Origin of the sequence: Moheibacter stercoris, from assembly GCF_040545805.1 — a bacterium.
Taxonomy (GTDB): domain Bacteria; phylum Bacteroidota; class Bacteroidia; order Flavobacteriales; family Weeksellaceae; genus Moheibacter; species Moheibacter stercoris.
The window spans coordinates 69,308-87,101 of record NZ_JBEPMO010000004.1 but is presented as its reverse complement, the minus strand read 5'-3'; the positions used below and the strand labels follow the sequence as shown (position 1 = coordinate 87,101).

Here is a 17,794-nt window from a genome sequence, read left to right as displayed (position 1 = left end):
GGTTATTGAATTGGTAGCAAATGTAAGAAAATTTTTATCGGCATATTTTCATGTTGGATATCAAAATTGGGCAAAATTTCTTCAGAGGAAATTAATTCTATGCGTGTTTTGAGTTTGTTTTTGGCGAAATGAATTTCGTTTAGTGAATCTTCTTTCAACTGATAATAAATGGCATTTTGACCTGCCAGAATGGTATTTCCGTTTGAAACAAAAGTTTTTAGGATCGGATTGTTTTCGGAAAAAATCATACTGAAATCCTTTTCCAATAAGTTGAGCAGCATTTTACGATTCAATTGTTCGATGGCATAATTCAATTCTAATTTTTGATTGATCAATTCAAAATCCAATAATTTTCCGCCAAATTCATTGATCATCGCAAAGCGAAAATGATTGAATCCTAATCGTTTGGCGACCATGATTCCACCAAATTGATTTCCAAAGGCTTCAATGGAAACTTTGAAGCTGGCTTCTTGAAAATCTTCCAAATAAGCTGGAGTATAAGTTGAAATGGAATTTTCCTGAACTTGAAAATTACGCGTATAGGTTGAACAAGAATTTAGGGAAAAGCCTAGAAAAAGAATGCATAACCCAAACCAAAAACGACGAAGGTTTGATTTATTTGAAACTAAATTTTTCATCGGAAATGCTTGCATTTTTCTTTTGATTTTTGAACTCAATCAAGGTATAATCCAAAGAAGGTTCAGTGGTTTTAATTTTTTTCAAAAGATAAGTTTTTCCGTCAAAAGTCAAGTCAATTTGTTTGATGTATTTTTTATAAGTCGCATCGGTAGGAACCATTTTCGCAATATAATCAGCACCCGATTTGGAATAGCTAATATTGAATTTGGTCTCATCCAAAACGCCTGAGCCATTCACAGTTCCCAACATAATTTTGTTTAAATCTTTCAACAATTTGCTTTTGGAAAGTTCGGTTTCTTTTTTCTTTCCATTGTCATTGACAAACATTTTTTCATGGTTGAAAATCACATAGTAGTGAAAAGGTGAACTATATTCCCAACGAATTTTGTTTTTGGATTTGAAATACAATTTCCCGCTTGATTTCACATCGTTTTCCATGAAATCCAAATGTTTGGTTTGGGTAAATTCGCTTTCCAAACTTGTCAAGCCTTTGGCGGTATTGTCGATGTTTTGTTTGAGGGATTTAATTTCAGTAGCAGACAATTGTGCTTGAACAAAATTTCCTACAAATAATAAGATAATCAGTAAACTAAACTTCCAAATAAGATTTTTCATCGAGCAATTCATTTAGACTCACAAAACTAAGGTTTTTGTTGGCAAGTTTTGTCAATAACTGTTCCAAAAGAGGTTGGATTCGTTCATGAGAATCATGCAACAGAATGATGCTTCCTGCTTGAACGTTTTGTTCAAGTTTTCGTACGATGGCATCTACATTCTTTTGCGCTGTATCAAAAGTTCGATGATTCCATCCAATGCTGGTCATTTTCGTTTGTTTAAGCGCTAAACCCAAATGAGGAGTCGTAATCCCGAAAGGAGGTCGAAACAATTTGGGTGTTTTGCCAATTATTTTTTGAATGACCAAATTGGTTGATTGAATCTCCTGAATCCATTGATTTTTGGATGAAAATCCGATCGTATTGCTATGCGAATAACTATGATTGCCAATTGTATGACCTTCTTCGAAAATTCTTTCTACCAAATACGGATATTTCTCTGCGTTTTTTCCGATTAAGAAAAAACTTGCTTTTGCTTGATGTTGTTTTAAGATGTCCAAAACCAATGGCGTATAAACCGGATGAGGTCCATCGTCAAATGTCAAGGCAATTTGGTTTCCGACTTTGTTTCCGCTATGAATGGATGAAACGAATAGGTTCCACCTTATTTGCGAGGAAGCAAGTGCGGTAAAAATTAAAAAAACTAAAAACAGTAAAAGGATGATGTACCAAGGAAATTCTAAATACCAAAAAACTCCTGTAAACAGAATGGCATCGAAAAGTAGAATGTAAAAAATTAACGTTCGCATTATTTTCGAAGGATAATGGCACTATGATTTTGTCCTCTTCTTTGGTTGTAAAGCAAGATGGTCTTGTATTCAGATCGGTTGATGTTATTCCAACGAAGATTTTTTGGAATCTCTTGACGATTCAAAATTTTCAGTCCAATTTCAACCGCGATGGATGTTACAGTGTCAAATTCTCCCAAAATATGTTTGTAGACAATTTGAGGTGTTTCCGCAAAACTTGTTTTGGAAAGAGTTTGATAGATTTCTTCATATTTGCTATCTCCATTGTTGCCCAAAATGACTCCATCAATATCTTGGATCTTTAAATTATTTTCTTTCAAAAATTCTTGCACGAATTGAGCAGGATTTTGGACATCAAAAGCTGTTTTGACAGCCGAAATTTTCCCTAAATACTGCTTAGGTTTTTCAACCGAAGCGACAAGAAATCCAGCGCCTTCTGAAACAATTTCACCATCAGAATTTGATTTTAAATCAATCGGAATTTGAAACCCTTCTTTTTTTAGCCATCCGTATTTGGACCAGAAATCGGTGGTTTTTTCTGATATTTCATCCAATCCTCCAATTAAAATCGTTTGATTGGGATGTTCGTTAAGATACAATTGTCCATCCAACAAGGCCGATTCAAACGAATTGGAATTGTTGGTATACGTCATATTGTAACCCTTGCAACCCAAAGCCAAAGCAACCGTTGCAGCCGCCATATTGTGTGTCGATTGGATAAAGGGAGTCGGATTTAACATTCCGCCTTCTTCGTTTTCCCAAAGTGCTTCGACAAATTTTTCGGAATCGCGTAAACAACCTTCGCCTGTTCCTGTAATTACCGCATCAATGGTTGGGTTTCCCGCTTGTGCAATCGCTTTTTGGGAAGCATAAACGGCCATCCGCATGCTTTTTCCCATTCTTCTCAATTGAAGCGCAGGAATGAATTCTTTGTAATCGGGATTGATGACTGGAATTCCATTTTCAGCATATTCGGTTATTTCTTCAAAAAAATAACCTTCTTCCGTCGTTTTTTGAATGCTTATGGAACATGCGCTATGGATGTAAATTTCTTTCATGATGGATGAGTGAAAATCAAACTGCTACAATTTCCTCCGAAACCTAAAGAATTGGATAAAACCGTTTGAATTTTTTTGGATTTTATTTCGGTTTGAGGAACTAAATCAAATTCTTTCATGGGCGTTTGAAAATTCAAATTGGCAAAAACCACTTGATTTTTTAGAGCCAATAATGAAAATACCGCCTCAACCGAACCAGCCGCAGCCAAGGTGTGACCTGTAAAAGCTTTGGTGGAACTAAAATCGGGAACTTGATCGAATACGCGTGAAATGGATTGACCTTCTGACAAATCATTATTGGGAGTTGCGGTTCCATGAGCATTGATGTAGTCAATATCGGAAGGATTTAGATTGGCAACTTCCAAAGCCGTTTGGATTGCCAAATAAGCTCCTTGACCATCATCGGACGATGCCGTTTGGTGAAAAGCATCGTTGGCATTTCCATATCCGGCTAAATAACCCAAAATATCTTTTGAGCCTGCTGATTTTTCTGATTCCAAAATAATGTAAGCCGCTGCTTCTCCTAAATTCAAACCTTTTCGGTTGTCGTCAAAAGGTTGGCAAAATTCATCGGAATAAATCATCAAAGAAGAAAATCCGTTGATGGTAAAGGCCGATAAACTATCGGTTCCGCCCACAACAACACGGTCCAAAATTCCTGCTTTGATCATGCGAGCGCCCAACATAATGGCATTAGCAGCCGAAGAGCAAGCAGTACTTATGGTCGTGATATAGTCCTTAATCCCTAAAATTTCGGCAATTTGTTCGGCATGAACTCCGCAATTTTGGGTTGGGATATAGTTCGTATGATTTTCGGTTTCTAAAAAGTCGAAATAGTATTTTTCGGTCGCATCCATTCCTCCGACGGTTGTCGCAGAAATGAATCCGGTTTTCAATCCATCGTTCAAATCAAGATTTGCATGAGAAATGGCTTCTTTCGCAGCTTTTAGGCCCAAAAGCGTACTTCTTGTGTAGGCATCTTTTGGGTTTAATCCCAATTCGGAATACAATTCTTCATTGGACAATAGAATTTCTCCTACCCATTTCTCTTGATGAATCAAAGGATCTTGGACCGAATATTTTTGAATGCCATGTTGATTATTCAACAAAGAATATTCGTTTTCCGGCACATTCTTTCCGATGGCCGAAACAATACCCATTCCGGTAATGGCGATCGGTTGATTTTTCATTAGATCGTACGGTGAGCTTCGATGTAATCTGCCATTGTTTGAACAGTTTCAAACACTTTACGTCCTTCTTTTGGGTCGGCCAATTTGATTCCGTATTGTTTGTCCAATAAAACGATCAATTCCAAAGCATCGATGGAATCCAATCCCAATCCGTCACCAAATAAAGGCGTATCGTCTTGTAAATCGTCTATGGTTATATCTTCCAAATTTAATTGGGTAATGATTTTCTCTTTTAATTCTTGTGTTAAAGCACTCATTTTTATCAGTATAAATTCGTTACGTTTTCTATTGTATGTTGGTTTTTTCCATTTTCACCAACTAAATAAACCACAGCATCTAAGTGGTTTTCTTCGACTTCCACCCAACCCATCAGTACTTTATCGGCTTTGTTTTCTTGCAAGAGCATTTCGCCATAAGGAACAAGGGTTTCCGGGGAAAACTTGTCAAATATAAGGAAAAGATTCTCACTAAATAATTGATGACGAATGCTTATTTCGCCCAAGGCAATATTGGGAAGTGTATAGACAAAAACCGCTGGACTCGCCATGGAATCTGCCGAATAGATAGAGTTTGCGTGTTTTTCGTCTGAAACCCAACTCGAATTCCGGTTGGACAAAACAATCGCGGTATTGGTTTGGTAAATCTTGATTTTTTTAGCCATCATTTCGACTGCTAGAAATGCTGTTTTGCACAACAAATCCATTTTGTGAAATTTCGGATAATTGGCATCTGAAAGTCGATAGATTTCTTTCAAAAATTCAGAAATGTTTTCTGCTGAATTTTCCAAAATCAATTCACCATCGCAAATGATTTGTACATTTGTTATTCGACAATAAGATTCTATGAAATTGGGCTTTTTCATGTTAATTTTTGAAAGATTGTTGCAATATTACTTCCGCCAAAACCAGCTGCAGTTTTCAAAAAAGCATTGATTTCTTGGGTTTTATTTTCTTGTATGATGTTGACCGGTTCTGAGGTTCCTTGGTTGTCAAATCCGTAGGATTTTATCAAGGTGTTGGTTCGAAGCGAATGAATGCCCATGATGATTTCCAAAATTCCACTCGTTCCTAAGGTATGACCAAAATAGCCCTTCAAACTATTGGTTGGAACTTCTAGTAAACTAGATCGCTGATAGGCGATGGATTCCATTTCGTCGTTGTACAAAGTGGCAGTTCCATGCGCCGAAATATAATCGATTTCAACTCCAGAATCTTCCATTGCTTTTTGGATGCTTCGATACAAACCTTCTCCCGTTCTCGAAGGTCCAGAAATATGGTTGGCATCGTTGTAATTTCCGCTTCCTAAAATTTTCACCGAATTTACCGCTGGATTTTTCGTCAAATAAACTGCGCCAATCGCTTCTCCTAAATTGATTCCAATTCGATCAGCATCAAAAGGTTTGCAAAAGGTTGAACTCACCGCTTGAAAGGATTCAAATCCCGAAACGATGAATTTGGACACTTCATCTGCGCCAATCACAATCGCATCTTCATAAACTCCTAATTGAATCCATCTTTTGGCATATTCAATCGCCAATGAACCCGAAATACAGGCATTGGAAACGATTTGAATTGGATTTGGAATTTGAAAATAAGATTCAATTTTCTGTGTCAAAGAAGTCAAATAGGCTCTTTCTCTCGGGAAATTTTGGTTTGGATTGTCCAAAACTGAAATATTTCCTTTGGTCGACGATAGAACAATCAAAGTTTTGTCAGAAATTTTAAGTTGATTGGATTCAAATAAATTCTTCAAACAAAGAATTATTAATTTTTCTAATCTTGTATAGGAATCGTCAAGGTTCAAATGAGAAAACCATTCGTCCTTTTCTTCTATGATGGCAGCGTAAAGTTCGTTTGAACTAAAATCTGAATTAGGATGTTTTTGGATGGCTGTTTTTCCTGATTTGATTTCATCAAAAGCCAATTGACTTCCGATTCCGAAAGGAGTAATCAAGGAATCTGCTGAAATGAAAACATCCGTCATAACAATTGATTTTTTCGTTTCCACTCTTCAAAAAAAGGCGGATAGGATAAAAATAATTCTCCTTTTTGATCGGTAAAAACCTGAATGGTTTCGCCTGTAGCCACCAATTTTCCTTCTTCATTAAAAATCTTGTAGGTGAAATGCAATTTCGAAGCCATTTCATCTACATAATTTGTTTCTATCCTTGCCCAATCTCCATGTTTCAATGGAAATTTATAATCCACGGTACATTTCACAATCGGCGCAAAAAGCCCTGCATGTTGAATGTCTTTATAGGAAATCCCAAACTCTTCGCCAAAAGCTTCCCGTCCGTCTTCCAAATAGGTCACATAATGCCCATGCCAAACAATTCCCAAAGGGTCTGTTTCGTTGAAGCGAACACGAAATTTTGAAGTATGAGTCAGCATTAAATCCAGTTGTTACGTTTGTTAATCCAAAGTGAAATCACAAATGTGATGACAAAAAACAAAAATAGAAAGAATAATTCCTTCGAAACGTCAAGAAGACTTCCGTTTCGAAGAATAATATCGTAAAATGCGGTAATCCCCCAATTCATAGGAGAGAAAACAGCAATCTTTTGCATGATTTCGGGCATCAAATAAACAGGAACCCAAATTCCACCCATAGCCGAAAGAATAATGGTGAAAATTGCTCCAAATGGCGCACTTTGTTCTTGGGTTTTCATGATGGTTCCAATTAAAATTCCCAATCCAATTGCGGCCAAAGAGGCAAAAAGTACAATGATGATCATAGGGAAAATTTTCATCCCAGGATTGAATGCAATTAGTCCTAATTTTGGAAAAAGGAATTTGGCAATCAACAACATCACTGTGAATTGAATCAAACAAATGATCAAATAGGTGATGATTTTACCCGATGCTATGGTTGCATACGAAACTGGACTGGTTCTGATGCGTATATTGGTTCCTAGATTTTTTTCTTTGACGATGTTGATTCCCAAAGGAACGATGATGAAGAAAATTCCAAACAAAATCCAAGCGGGAACATTGTGCTGAACCGTATTGGGCATAACAGCATTTTTTCCTTTTTGGGCTATGATTTCTTCGAATTGAATAGTCGCATCATGCATCATATTTTCATCAGTTTCGATTCCCATTTGATCTTCAAAAACCGAATAAATTTTTTTGGATTCAATTTTGGAAATTAATTTATCAATGTCATTTTTGACAGCAGATTTAAACGTCTCGCTCACTGCTGGATCAAAATAAAGTTTGATTTTGGAAGTTTCTGAGGTAGAAACTATTGATTCGGTTTGTGAACTGTCGGTTTCTTCCATTGAAAACTCAGACAAAATTTTCTCGACATTGGTGTTGATTTTTTCGTTGAGATTGTCCGATAAACCTTCTGGAATAATCAAAGCAATTTGGTATTTTCCATCGCTGACCAATTGTTGCGCAAGATTTTCATCGATCTTTTGTTCTTTCCATTGACTGATCAATTTCAAGTTGTCAGAATTGGAAATATTTTCTTCTACTGTTTCGCCAATTTCACCTTGATCGTTGTTGACCAAAACCAGTGACATAACCGTTTGGTGATTGTCTTGAAAAGTTGATTGTTGAATCAATGTAATCACAATTAGTAAAATGGCTGGCATGATGAATAAAATGCCCAATCCACCCCAATCGCGAAACAATAGCAGGATTTCTTTCTTGATGGAAGCTAGTAATTTATGCATCGTTTCTAATTTGATTTCCTGTTAATTCCAATAAAACTTCTTCCAAGTTTTGTGCACCTTCAACTTGATGAATTAAATTTTCTGGACTTCCTTCTGCCAAAATTTTTCCTTTGTCAATGATGGCAATTTGGGTACAGAAATTTTCCGCTTCGTTCAAATGGTGCGAGGTATAGACAATCGTGGTTCCTTTTTGGTTTAAATCATTTAAAATCGAAATGATGACCTCTTTGGATTGAATGTCAACCCCAACGGTGGGTTCGTCTAGAAATAAAATTTCGGGTTGATGAAGAATTCCTGTTAAAAGGTTGATTCGACGTTTCATTCCTCCTGAAAAGTCTTTGATAGGTCGATTTTTGTAATCCAAAAGGTTGACTTTTTCTAATCCTAATTCAATCCGTGACTTTAAATCATTTCCTTTCAAATTGTAAAGACTTCCAAAAAATGATAAATTTTCATAAGCCGTTAAAGTCGGATACAAAGCATATTCTTGAGGAACAACTCCGATTTTCTTTTGAATGGCAGATCGATTATCGCCATAATTCAATCCCGAAACCAATAATTTTCCAGAAGTCGGGGATAACAATCCACACATCATGGAAATGGAAGTTGTTTTGCCAGCACCATTGGGACCCAGTAAACCGAAAACTTCCCCTTTTTTGACATCTAAAGAAAAATCCTTGATGACAAAGGTTTTTTTATGGTCATACGACTTCGTTAGATTTTGGCATTCAATTGCATTCATTGGGAGCGAAAGTAAATAAAAGATTTGAAATCGATTTGGTTAAAGGATTTAGTAAGCTGATTTTTAAATGCTTTTTTTGAGTTTTTGAAAGAATTCTTTTTCACGATCTGCTAAGCGAGACAATTGGTCTGATAACTTCTCGTAGATGTTTTCTTCGCCGCTTCTGTTTTTGTACACTCTTGAAATGTTTAGTGCAAAATCACGCCATTCGTCTCCGATTTCCGTCATTTCTTTGGATAATTCCTTCAAGGAAGGATTGTTTAAAATTCGCGAAGATTCTTCTAAAAAGGCAGCATAAATAAAGCGAAATCCGCCTCCACCTGTTCCGATTTCCTCTTGCATTCTGATCAATTGACCCAGATAATGATTGGTTTTTTTGGTTCCAATCGATTTCGGCCAAGTTTTGATTTTTTTCGCTACCCATTTCATGGCTTTTACTCCAACAATCGGTACGGGCGCCAACATATCCTTACAGGTTTTTTTGATTCCCTTTTTGATAGCTTGTTCCCAATCGTATTGCGTAGGAACCGATTCTAAATAATACAAATGTCCTTTTGGAGGCAAAGCTCCTTGCGCAAAACGTACCTTTTCCAATTCTTTTTCGGTCAAAGAAGTTGTTTTGTCCATCACTGGATCACTGATGAGGTAATTTCCATTTTCCTTTCCAAAAACAACCAAGTTATGGGCATTGAAATGAAAACGATATTCGTCTGGAAAATACGTCAAATTGTACACACCCACTTGCAATCCAACGGGAATTCCTTGTGCTAACTTTTCGTCCAAAACTTTTTGAGCTTCTTGGTGCGATTTGAACTTTTTGTGCACGACTTTGATACCCAATTGTTTGGCGAATCTTCGAAAGATAAATCCGGGCATCGGTCTATAACTAAAGCCAGGAGCGAAATTAACTTTCAGAAATGGTAAGAAAACAAAAAACAAACCTGCTCCAATTCCAAAAACCATAGGTTCCGAAACTTTCACACCTTGATGGTTCATTAAATTGGAAATCACGCCATTTTCACAATGAGCGGATTGTTGGTGTTGAAAATCGATTTGCATTAATTGGGTTTATAATTTTTTAATTCCTCAACGGAAATATTAAATACGTCTGCGTATTTTATTAAAGTTTTGTTTGATAATTTTTGAAAACGCTTCGGATTGAAATGTCGTTTGACAAACCAACGATGAATGCCAACATAGGAAGCCAAAATAGGCAAATCCATACGATGCAATTCCATGAAATAGGCGATAGGACTTAGCTTTCCTTCGGCGATTTGCTTGTTGGTTTCTTGAACTCTTTCTTCAATCAAACGCATGGATTCGTCCAATGCAGCGGTTTTTACATCCCACCCCGAACTTTGGGTGGTTGTATAATTTCCGTTTTCATCGACTGCATAACAAAGTTCGTTTACTCCAACTTTGGCTAAACTACCTTCATCTTGTGGAACTTCGTCTTTTTTCATGGCTGATCGTTTGCGTTAAAATTACAAATCTCGTGTTTGAAGAATCAATTTCATTTCGGCGGAAAAAGCCAATTTTTCGTTGACTTTTGTTTCGGCTTTTACATTGCAAATTTTCAAATTTTCTGTGTCATACACAAGTTCCGTGGAAGTGGTTGTATGCAATTCATCTCCCAATTCAGGTTGAAATTTAATTTCCATCCAAGTGATATTGCTGATGAATCCAACAGAATCTTTTCCTTCACCCCAAAGATTTTCATTTGAATTTTTAAAAAAGAATTTCAAAAACACAAAACTACTTTGGGCTGCATTTTCCAATAAACCCAATTCCGAAAAAAATCCGTCGGTAAAAAAAAGACAACTTTCTTCAATTGTATATTGCGTTTCCGCTATCAAACCGTCCACCAAAAGAACTTTGTCGATACACAAAATCGGTTTTCTGTGCGGAATCAAATCTTGAATGTCTGGATAGTTTTCCATTTGCTTTTCTAACTTTATAGTGAACTTTGTGTTGGCTTTGTGAGCTTTGTGGTTTCAAATTAGACCATAGGAATTGACCACAAGGGGCACAAGGATTTTTCACAAAGTACACAACTTTTTCTCATTTTCTACGAAATGTTTAAAGTTCAATGTTATCCTAAATTTCTATCCAAACTGAACATCCATCCTCCATCCTCAATCTTCCAACTCTTTTAACACACTGTCAAAACTGCACAGGAATAGGCAAATCGTCCGCTTTCTGGAATACAAAGTAAGACTTTCTGACCTTTTTGCAATTTGCCTGATTTGATCAATTCGTCGGTTACAATGAAAATCGAAGCGGCACCGATATTTCCAACTTCTGACAAATTGTAATACCATTTTTCCACTGGGAAATCCAATCCAACAGCTGCGAATTCTTCTCTTAATCCGTCTTTGAAATAATTGGAAGAAATATGCGCCAAGACAAAATCCATATCGTTGGGGTCCAAGTTGTGTTTGTCAAAAGACGCTCTCAAAGATTGAGCTCCTTTTTTCAAAATATATTCGTCCAACAATCGCGTATCTTGTTTCAAAGCAAAAATGGATTGATTCAACCATTCGTCAGAAGAATATTCTGCCCAAGATTTCAAGCTTCCATCTTCTTGTTTTTCGCTTCCCGAATACATACAAGCTTCCAATTCGTGTGCATAGGAATAAAAATCAATGAATTCAATACGAAGATTCAATTGATTTTCTCTTGGTTTGTTTTCCAAAAGAAAGGCTCCAGAACCGTCAGAAAGCATCCAACGCAAGAATTCTCGTTTAAAAGCTACAATAGGTTTTTCTTCTAAAAGTTTTAAATTTTCTACCTCATGGTTGAATTTGTCTGCGGTCATCCAAGCAGAAAAGCGTTCCGAACCAGCTGCCACTGCATTGTTGACAGCTCCAGCTTTTACTGATAAATAGGCATAATTCAAGGCATTCATTCCTGAATTGCAAAGTCCCATCGAAGTATTGACTTCTATAGAATGGCTGGGTTTCAATACGCCATGTACCATGGAGGCATGAGAAGGTTGAATTTGGTCTGCAGAGGTAGTACCACAAGACAATAATTGCATATCTTCTTTGGTGAACTGGTCATCAAAAAGACCTTCCACTGCTTTGGCGGTAATTTCAGCATTGGTATGCGTGAAATTTCCATTTTTATCGAGTGCATAATAACGGGTTTTGATGCCGTTGTTGCGTAAAATTAGTGCTTTCGCTTTAGAGGGTTTACCGTTGACCAAACCTAAATAGTCTTCCATTTCATCATTCGACACAGGTCCATTGGGAAGATAAGTAGAGGATTTGGTGATATAAACTTCGTTGCTCATTTTATAAGTGATTAGATTCCTTGATAATATTTAATATCTCTTTTTCTTTTCCACCAAAAGATTGGTGTTGTAAGATTAAACAATAATAAAACAATTGGAGAAATTACCCAAATTGCTGCAAAAAGATAAAACGTATAGACTTTTAACCAGAATTTTCTTTGGTTCGGATTTCGCTTGATGATTCCCGAAAACACGGTAAACAAACGATTTCCTACTTTCTCAACTTTGATCAAGAAAGGGCGTATTTCCACTGCGCCATTGTCGACCAATTCTTTTTGCAGTCCATCATAATTTTCTTTCTGAGCATAAGGCAAAATGATGTTTCCATATTTGGATGCTCCATCTATTTCTTCGTCGGCAATTCCCGCTTTTGGCCATGGTTTTGGGGAGACTTTGTTTCCAGTTTGCAACCAATTCAAAATGGTAATCACACTTGTGTAATTGTCGTGACGGTCAACTAGCGCGATGTTTCCTACCAATTTTGCATTTAGTTCTTTGAAATAAACTTTTAATTTCTCTTGAGAAAGCATCCACATATTTCTTGTTCCAGATACCGTAATGATGGGTTTGCCAGAAAGCAATTTGGGTGCAAATGATGATTTCAGAAAACTTATGATGGGAATGGAAGGCGTTAAAAACCAAACCTGATACCCGAAAATGATTAAATCATAGTCTTTGTTAAAAATCTCATCGGAAGGCGGTTCCAATTCGACAGGTTCCATCAAATAAGATTCTGGAAAGGTGTCAAAAAAGACATCCTTGGACCAAGGAAACGGAAAAGGTTTTTTGGGTTGAATTTCGTAATAGGTAACGGTGAATTCTTCTTGTTTATCTCGAAATGGTTGTGTAATGTTTTTGACAATTTCCTCTAATTGACCCGTTTGGGAATAATAGGTTACGAGAATATTTTTCGCCATTTTTAAATCGATTTGAGATGTAAATTTACGTCAATCCAATAGTAAAAGCGTTTTGAATTGATTTGAATTTTAAATTTTATAAAGATTAAAAATAGAGAATTTTTATGGGAATATGATTATTTATTCGGTATCTCTTGCTATGATCGTTCTCATTTCGCCATGAGCGATACGTTTTCCATTTAAGAAAACGTCACCTGAAACCATTGTAACGCCCATTATTTGATTTAGAACGGTAATTCTAGTTTGAATTTCTTGTCCAACCAATGGCAATTCTAGTACATCAATATTTTTGATCGAACCAATATATCCAACAGGCGCAGGTTCATTTTTTAAGTAGAAATTATAGCCTTGATGCAAAGCGATTGTTTGTGCAAAATGTTCAATTAAGCCTGCTTCAGAAAGTTGTTTCCCGTCATCTACCAAAATATGATTGGCAGGAACAGTAAAACCAGATAAAATTTCTTTTTCTGTATGTTCATAAATCGTATCGACCAAAACAAAAGGCGGTCTCTGCGGAATCAAATTTAAAATTACTTCTGGTGATGAAACGATAGATTCTGTCATACAACTTCTAATAAGCCGTAAACATAAGAAAATCTACCGCTTTCAGGAACAGATAAAAGGATTTTTTCACCCTTTTTTAACATTTTCGAATGAAATAATTCTTCCAATTGTAGATAAATGGAGGCTGAACCTATGTTGCCAAATTTCTCCAAATTCACAAACCATTTCTCCAATGGAATGTTGATTCCCGCATTGATGAATCCTTCGTTTAAGCGATCATGGAAGTAATAAGAAGAAATATGCGGAAGGAAATAATTAATTTCTTCGGCTTTAATATGATGATCATCTAGAATTTGTTGAATGCTTTGAGCTCCTTTGCTGATGATGTGTTCATCCAAAAGTTTGATGTCTTGTTTGATGGCGAAAATGGATTCGTCTAACCAAGTATTAGGTTCCAAATCACTCCATGAAATCATGTTGCCATTTTCATCTTTTTTAGCGCCAGCATACATACAAGTTTCCAATTCATGCGCATAAGAAACACCTTTGATCCAATGAATTTTCAAGGAAATTGAATCTGGATTGGGTTGATTGCTCAACAAGATGGCACCAGCACCATCTGAAAGCATCCATCGTAAAAAATCTTTTTCAAAAGCAATGACAGGATTTTCTTCTAATTCTTGAAGACTTTCCGCTTCATTGTTGTATTTGTTGGCCTTTAGCCAGGAAGAAACTCTTTCAGAACCTGTACAAACTGCATTCTTGGAATTCCCTGTTGCGACCGACATAAATCCGTATTTCAAGGCATTCATTCCAGACGTGCAAATTCCGATGTTGGCATTGAGTTCCATTGGGCGATTTTGCCACAAACCATGAACCATTGCGGTATGCGATGGTAATGTTTGGTCTGGAGTGGAGGTTCCACAAGATAAAACTTCAATTTCTTGATCTGAAACTTTTGAATCTTGCATTAAATTTTGAATGGCTTCTAAGGTTAAATCTGCATTGTTATGCGTAGGATTTCCATTTTCATCGATGGCATAATGACGGTTTACAATTCGATTATTGCGTAAAACAATTGAACGCGCACGAGATGGATTTCCATTGACGTACCCTAAAACTGACTCCATTTCGTCATTGCTAATAGGTTTGTTGGGTAAAAATTTGGAAATAGCTCTAATGTAAACGTCTTGCATTGATGGATTTTCAAGTGTTATTTTAGTAATGAATTCTTTTTTAAGAATTTAAAAGAAGCGCAAAGATAAGATTTAAACGAAAAAAATTAATCCTTTTTCCAAAAATCATAATAATTGAACCATTGGAGTGGATATTTGGCCAATATCTTTTCCATGCTTTCTGTATAGGCTTCTAACAAGGATTGCGCATCTCTATTTTTGAAATTTGCTTTTCGAGCATACAAATGATAGTGCTTGTTTCGTTCACGCATCACATACACAAACAAAACGGGCGTTTTCAAACGGGAACTCAATAAAAAGGGTCCGGCTGGAAATTGGGCAAATTCACCTAAAAGATTTGCTTCAAGGGTTTTGGTATTGGGGAAAAATCGATCTCCCGTGAACACAATCATTTGCTTTTCTTCAATCACACGATTGATATCGAAAATATGGGATAAATCGTCTTTTACTATGATGAATTCGACTTTGGGCTTTGCCATCACGCCATCCAAAACAGATTTGATGGCTTCGCGTTCTTCATCTGTTGTGACTAGATGAATTTTTTTATCAAATTCGTCCATGAAGTGTTGAGCCAATTCGAAATTTCCTACATGCGCACTGATCATGATACCTGCAGATTCATCTTTTGCTAATTGATGGATGTTTTCGATTCCATCAAATTCAAAGGTGAATTTATTTTCCAATCCAGCTGCAATCGCAACTTTGTCAATAATGGTTTGACCAAAAACGAAATTGTTTCGATAGGTATTGATCCAACTTTTCCATCGCGATTGACGATGTTTGGTTCGGAAATAGGAGTAAATGATTTTGGTCTGTTTGCGATTGAACACAAAGTAATAAAAAGAAACAAACGCCAGCAAAAAGTATGCGGCGTTCAATCCTATATTTTTTATGAGAAAGATAAAAATCTTATATCCAGTCGTCGTTCCCTTTGACTTACCTTCCCATTCTGCCATTGTAAAAAGTAGATTTAAGCGATAGCGTGAAATTTTTCTTCAACAACATTATACAAGTCTTCAAACGTGTGGATGTTTTCAAAGTCTTTTCCTTCTAATTTTACTCCAAAATTTGATTGAATAATCACGACCAAATCTACATAGTCCAAACTGTCCAAATCCAAAGATTCTTTCATGTTGGCATCAGGGCTAATTACTGCAGAATCCACCTCAAATTCATCCACCAAAAAATCATTGATTGTTTGAATAATTTTTTCTCTTGTCATAGTTACATTCTAGTTTTTGATCTTCTTCACGATCAAGGCAGAATTGGTTCCGCCAAATCCGAAAGAATTCGACAAAAATACATCAAAATTTTGGTTTAACGTATTTTTAACTAAATTCAAATTTTTTGCAGCATCGTCCACTTCTTCCAAATTGATATTGGGCGCGATGAAATCATGTTGCATCATCAACATCGAATAAATCACTTCACTCGTTCCAGCCATCCAACATTCATGTCCTGTCATGGATTTTGTGGAACTAACATACGCATCATGACTGAAAAGTTGATCAATCGCTTTGGCTTCATTTGCATCGCCAATTGGAGTAGAAGTAGCATGCGCATTGATGTAGTGAATGTCTTCGGGGCGCATATTGCCTAAATCCATTGCCATCTGCATGGCACGCATGGGACCATCCACATTGGGCGTGGAAATATGGTCACCATTGGATGAAAATCCATACGAAATGATTTCGCCCAAAATAGGAGCGCCTCTTTTTACGGCTGATTCATATTCTTCTAAAATGATGGTTCCTGCGCCGCCACCTGGAACCAATCCATCTCGCTTCTTATCAAATGGTCGAGAAGCTTTTGTAGGCTCATCTTCACGAACTGAAAACACACCCAATCCGTCAAAACTTCCCATCGAATATAAATTGGTTTCTTGTGCTCCACCGCAAATTACAATGTCTTGCAATCCTTGTTTGATCATCATAAAACCCAAGCCAATCGAATGCGATCCACTTGCACAAGCTGCGCTAATGGTCATATTGATTCCTTTGATTTTATAAATCGTGGAAAGATTCATGGTTACTGTGGAATTCATCGATTTGAAAATGGCCCCAGAACCAACCAAAGTTGTATCCTTTTTTTGGCGTGCAATTTCAATGGATTCCCAAACGGATTTCGAAACGGAATCATTACCATATAATAATCCAACAATATTGTTGTCAAAAAACTCTTCTGTAATTCCTGCGTTTTTTAAGGCTTCTTGGGTGGCAACAAAAGCATATTCACTTTCTTCACCCATCGAAATACGTTGGCGACGATTCAAGTCTTTTTTTAAATCGGGAGATTCTACAAATCCAGTTAAAGCAGAGCGATAGCCAAAATCTTTGCGTTCAGGGTCATAGATGATTCCTGATTTTCCTTGAAATAAGGAATCTTTAACTTCTTCTAAATTTTTCCCTAAACAAGAATAAATTCCCATTCCTGTAATGACCACTCGTCTCATTTGCCCTAAAAAAAAATATTATGCGTAAATTCCGCCGTTGATGTTGATGGTTTCTCCTGTGATATAAGATGCTTTTGGGGACGCCAAAAAGCAAATCAAATCTGCTACTTCTTCAGCTTTACCGAAACGATTTAAAGGTACAATTTTTTTCAATTCAGATTGATCCAAATCACTCGTCATATCGGTTTCGATAAAACCAGGAGCCACCGCATTTACGGTGATGTTTCGTTTGGCGATTTCTTGTGCCAATGCTTTGGTTGCCCCAATTAATCCAGCTTTTGCAGCCGAATAATTCACTTGCCCCGCTGTTCCCTTCATTCCCGAAACAGAGGCTACATTGATGATTCTTCCGTATCGATTTTTCAATAAATCCTGAATGAGATTTCGGGTTACATTGTAAAACCCATTCAAGGTTGTTTGCAACACTTGGTTCCAATCGTCCGATTCCATCCACATCAGCAATCCATCTCGAGTAATACCAGCATTGTTGACCAAAACTTCGATTATCGCATCGGGATTGGCGTCTTTCCAGGCATTCAATTTTGCATTCACATCCTCGGCATTGTTGACGTCAAATTGGATGATTTCTCCTTTTCCGCCAGCATCGCAAATCATTTTTAAGGTTTCCTCGGCAGCCGATTGGTTGGATTGGTAATTGATCAAAACTGGATAGCCCAATTCTGTTGCGATTTTTAGGGAAGTTTCACGTCCAATACCTCTGGAACCTCCCGTTACCAATGCATATTTTAGTTTTGTCAT

At 36.8% G+C, this 17,794-nt stretch carries 22 protein-coding genes; all 22 read right to left on the bottom strand.

Annotated features, from left to right (window positions below):
• Positions 1–2: 2 nt before the first annotated feature.
• The 22 genes from lolB2 to flxB all read right to left on the bottom strand — a co-directional run bounded on the left by lolB2 (position 3) and on the right by flxB (position 17,794).
• Positions 3–638: a flexirubin biosynthesis protein LolB2 gene (gene lolB2 / locus ABID46_RS04875; RefSeq protein ID WP_354507653.1), complete on the bottom strand. Its 636-nt coding sequence runs from the start codon at positions 636–638 to the stop codon at positions 3–5.
• The gene (gene lolA2 / locus ABID46_RS04870; RefSeq protein ID WP_354507651.1) at positions 616–1,254 is read right to left on the bottom strand and encodes a flexirubin biosynthesis/transport protein LolA2; all 639 of its coding nucleotides are present in this window, start codon (positions 1,252–1,254) and stop codon (positions 616–618) included. The genes lolB2 and lolA2 overlap by 23 nt, the downstream gene beginning before the upstream one ends.
• Entirely contained in the window at positions 1,229–2,002 is a 774-nt protein-coding gene (locus ABID46_RS04865; RefSeq protein WP_354507649.1) for a polysaccharide deacetylase family protein, read from the bottom strand. Before ABID46_RS04865 ends, lolA2 begins: the two co-directional genes overlap by 26 nt.
• A complete protein-coding gene (locus ABID46_RS04860; protein WP_354507647.1) occupies positions 2,002–3,060 on the bottom strand; it encodes a beta-ketoacyl synthase N-terminal-like domain-containing protein in 1,059 nt (352 codons plus the stop codon). The genes ABID46_RS04865 and ABID46_RS04860 overlap by 1 nt, the downstream gene beginning before the upstream one ends.
• Positions 3,057–4,250: a beta-ketoacyl-[acyl-carrier-protein] synthase family protein gene (locus tag ABID46_RS04855; protein WP_354507645.1), complete on the bottom strand. Its 1,194-nt coding sequence runs from the start codon at positions 4,248–4,250 to the stop codon at positions 3,057–3,059. The genes ABID46_RS04860 and ABID46_RS04855 overlap by 4 nt, the downstream gene beginning before the upstream one ends.
• Positions 4,250–4,507 carry a phosphopantetheine-binding protein gene (locus ABID46_RS04850; RefSeq protein WP_354507643.1) on the bottom strand — a complete coding sequence of 86 codons (258 nt, stop codon included), beginning with the start codon at positions 4,505–4,507 and terminating at the stop codon, positions 4,250–4,252. Before ABID46_RS04850 ends, ABID46_RS04855 begins: the two co-directional genes overlap by 1 nt.
• 5 nt (positions 4,508–4,512) lie before the next feature.
• Positions 4,513–5,112, bottom strand: coding sequence for a 3-oxoacyl-ACP synthase (locus ABID46_RS04845; protein WP_354507641.1), 600 nt, complete (start codon positions 5,110–5,112; stop codon positions 4,513–4,515).
• Complete coding sequence (locus tag ABID46_RS04840) at positions 5,109–6,233, bottom strand: beta-ketoacyl synthase N-terminal-like domain-containing protein (protein ID WP_354507639.1); 1,125 nt, start codon at positions 6,231–6,233, stop codon at positions 5,109–5,111. Before ABID46_RS04840 ends, ABID46_RS04845 begins: the two co-directional genes overlap by 4 nt.
• Positions 6,230–6,640, bottom strand: coding sequence for an acyl-CoA thioesterase (locus tag ABID46_RS04835; RefSeq protein WP_354507636.1), 411 nt, complete (start codon positions 6,638–6,640; stop codon positions 6,230–6,232). The genes ABID46_RS04840 and ABID46_RS04835 overlap by 4 nt, the downstream gene beginning before the upstream one ends.
• Positions 6,640–7,929, bottom strand: coding sequence for an ABC transporter permease (locus ABID46_RS04830; RefSeq protein ID WP_354507634.1), 1,290 nt, complete (start codon positions 7,927–7,929; stop codon positions 6,640–6,642). Before ABID46_RS04830 ends, ABID46_RS04835 begins: the two co-directional genes overlap by 1 nt.
• Positions 7,922–8,671: an ABC transporter ATP-binding protein gene (locus tag ABID46_RS04825; RefSeq protein ID WP_354507632.1), complete on the bottom strand. Its 750-nt coding sequence runs from the start codon at positions 8,669–8,671 to the stop codon at positions 7,922–7,924. Before ABID46_RS04825 ends, ABID46_RS04830 begins: the two co-directional genes overlap by 8 nt.
• 63 nt (positions 8,672–8,734) lie before the next feature.
• Complete coding sequence (gene darH, locus ABID46_RS04820) at positions 8,735–9,730, bottom strand: BtrH-related acyltransferase DarH (protein ID WP_354507630.1); 996 nt, start codon at positions 9,728–9,730, stop codon at positions 8,735–8,737.
• Entirely contained in the window at positions 9,730–10,134 is a 405-nt protein-coding gene (DarG, locus tag ABID46_RS04815) for a flexirubin biosynthesis protein DarG (protein ID WP_354507628.1), read from the bottom strand. The genes darH and DarG overlap by 1 nt, the downstream gene beginning before the upstream one ends.
• 21 nt (positions 10,135–10,155) lie before the next feature.
• On the bottom strand, positions 10,156–10,611 hold the full coding sequence (locus ABID46_RS04810; RefSeq protein ID WP_354507626.1) for an ApeP family dehydratase: 456 nt from the start codon (positions 10,609–10,611) through the stop codon (positions 10,156–10,158).
• Between the two features lie 212 nt (positions 10,612–10,823).
• Complete coding sequence (gene darB / locus ABID46_RS04805) at positions 10,824–11,966, bottom strand: dialkylresorcinol biosynthesis protein DarB (protein ID WP_354507624.1); 1,143 nt, start codon at positions 11,964–11,966, stop codon at positions 10,824–10,826.
• A gap of 11 nt (positions 11,967–11,977) precedes the next feature.
• Positions 11,978–12,883 carry a dialkylrecorsinol condensing enzyme DarA gene (locus ABID46_RS04800; protein WP_354507622.1) on the bottom strand — a complete coding sequence of 302 codons (906 nt, stop codon included), beginning with the start codon at positions 12,881–12,883 and terminating at the stop codon, positions 11,978–11,980.
• A gap of 120 nt (positions 12,884–13,003) precedes the next feature.
• The gene (locus tag ABID46_RS04795; protein ID WP_354507620.1) at positions 13,004–13,447 is read right to left on the bottom strand and encodes a hotdog family protein; all 444 of its coding nucleotides are present in this window, start codon (positions 13,445–13,447) and stop codon (positions 13,004–13,006) included.
• Positions 13,444–14,583: a dialkylresorcinol biosynthesis protein DarB gene (darB, locus tag ABID46_RS04790; RefSeq protein ID WP_354507618.1), complete on the bottom strand. Its 1,140-nt coding sequence runs from the start codon at positions 14,581–14,583 to the stop codon at positions 13,444–13,446. Before darB (ABID46_RS04790) ends, ABID46_RS04795 begins: the two co-directional genes overlap by 4 nt.
• 86 nt (positions 14,584–14,669) lie before the next feature.
• On the bottom strand, positions 14,670–15,539 hold the full coding sequence (locus ABID46_RS04785) for a lysophospholipid acyltransferase family protein (protein WP_354507616.1): 870 nt from the start codon (positions 15,537–15,539) through the stop codon (positions 14,670–14,672).
• 14 nt (positions 15,540–15,553) lie between these two features.
• Complete coding sequence (locus ABID46_RS04780; RefSeq protein ID WP_354507614.1) at positions 15,554–15,805, bottom strand: acyl carrier protein; 252 nt, start codon at positions 15,803–15,805, stop codon at positions 15,554–15,556.
• A 9-nt stretch (positions 15,806–15,814) separates the two neighbouring features.
• Positions 15,815–17,035: a beta-ketoacyl-[acyl-carrier-protein] synthase family protein gene (locus tag ABID46_RS04775; RefSeq protein WP_354507612.1), complete on the bottom strand. Its 1,221-nt coding sequence runs from the start codon at positions 17,033–17,035 to the stop codon at positions 15,815–15,817.
• 18 nt (positions 17,036–17,053) lie between these two features.
• Positions 17,054–17,794 carry a flexirubin biosynthesis SDR family reductase FlxB gene (gene flxB / locus ABID46_RS04770; RefSeq protein WP_354507610.1) on the bottom strand — a complete coding sequence of 247 codons (741 nt, stop codon included), beginning with the start codon at positions 17,792–17,794 and terminating at the stop codon, positions 17,054–17,056.

Excerpts from the sequence above, each read along its gene's own strand:
- ABID46_RS04860 (WP_354507647.1), bottom strand. The coding sequence starts at position 3,060 with ATGAAAGAAATTTACATCCATAGCGCATGTTCCATAAGCATTCAAAAA.
- darB (WP_354507624.1), bottom strand. The coding sequence starts at position 11,966 with ATGAGCAACGAAGTTTATATCACCAAATCCTCTACTTATCTTCCCAAT.
- ABID46_RS04855 (WP_354507645.1), bottom strand. The coding sequence starts at position 4,250 with ATGAAAAATCAACCGATCGCCATTACCGGAATGGGTATTGTTTCGGCC.
- ABID46_RS04850 (WP_354507643.1), bottom strand. The coding sequence starts at position 4,507 with ATGAGTGCTTTAACACAAGAATTAAAAGAGAAAATCATTACCCAATTA.
- ABID46_RS04810 (WP_354507626.1), bottom strand. The coding sequence starts at position 10,611 with ATGGAAAACTATCCAGACATTCAAGATTTGATTCCGCACAGAAAACCG.
- flxB (WP_354507610.1), bottom strand. The coding sequence starts at position 17,794 with ATGACAAAACTAAAATATGCATTGGTAACGGGAGGTTCCAGAGGTATT.
- ABID46_RS04795 (WP_354507620.1), bottom strand. The coding sequence starts at position 13,447 with ATGACAGAATCTATCGTTTCATCACCAGAAGTAATTTTAAATTTGATT.
- ABID46_RS04825 (WP_354507632.1), bottom strand. The coding sequence starts at position 8,671 with ATGAATGCAATTGAATGCCAAAATCTAACGAAGTCGTATGACCATAAA.
- ABID46_RS04780 (WP_354507614.1), bottom strand. The coding sequence starts at position 15,805 with ATGACAAGAGAAAAAATTATTCAAACAATCAATGATTTTTTGGTGGAT.
- ABID46_RS04800 (WP_354507622.1), bottom strand. The coding sequence starts at position 12,883 with ATGGCGAAAAATATTCTCGTAACCTATTATTCCCAAACGGGTCAATTA.
- ABID46_RS04785 (WP_354507616.1), bottom strand. The coding sequence starts at position 15,539 with ATGGCAGAATGGGAAGGTAAGTCAAAGGGAACGACGACTGGATATAAG.
- ABID46_RS04830 (WP_354507634.1), bottom strand. The coding sequence starts at position 7,929 with ATGCATAAATTACTAGCTTCCATCAAGAAAGAAATCCTGCTATTGTTT.
- DarG (WP_354507628.1), bottom strand. The coding sequence starts at position 10,134 with ATGAAAAAAGACGAAGTTCCACAAGATGAAGGTAGTTTAGCCAAAGTT.
- lolA2 (WP_354507651.1), bottom strand. The coding sequence starts at position 1,254 with ATGAAAAATCTTATTTGGAAGTTTAGTTTACTGATTATCTTATTATTT.
- ABID46_RS04840 (WP_354507639.1), bottom strand. The coding sequence starts at position 6,233 with ATGACGGATGTTTTCATTTCAGCAGATTCCTTGATTACTCCTTTCGGA.
- ABID46_RS04835 (WP_354507636.1), bottom strand. The coding sequence starts at position 6,640 with ATGCTGACTCATACTTCAAAATTTCGTGTTCGCTTCAACGAAACAGAC.
- darB (WP_354507618.1), bottom strand. The coding sequence starts at position 14,583 with ATGCAAGACGTTTACATTAGAGCTATTTCCAAATTTTTACCCAACAAA.
- lolB2 (WP_354507653.1), bottom strand. The coding sequence starts at position 638 with ATGAAAAATTTAGTTTCAAATAAATCAAACCTTCGTCGTTTTTGGTTT.
- ABID46_RS04865 (WP_354507649.1), bottom strand. The coding sequence starts at position 2,002 with ATGCGAACGTTAATTTTTTACATTCTACTTTTCGATGCCATTCTGTTT.
- darH (WP_354507630.1), bottom strand. The coding sequence starts at position 9,730 with ATGCAAATCGATTTTCAACACCAACAATCCGCTCATTGTGAAAATGGC.
- ABID46_RS04775 (WP_354507612.1), bottom strand. The coding sequence starts at position 17,035 with ATGAGACGAGTGGTCATTACAGGAATGGGAATTTATTCTTGTTTAGGG.
- ABID46_RS04845 (WP_354507641.1), bottom strand. The coding sequence starts at position 5,112 with ATGAAAAAGCCCAATTTCATAGAATCTTATTGTCGAATAACAAATGTA.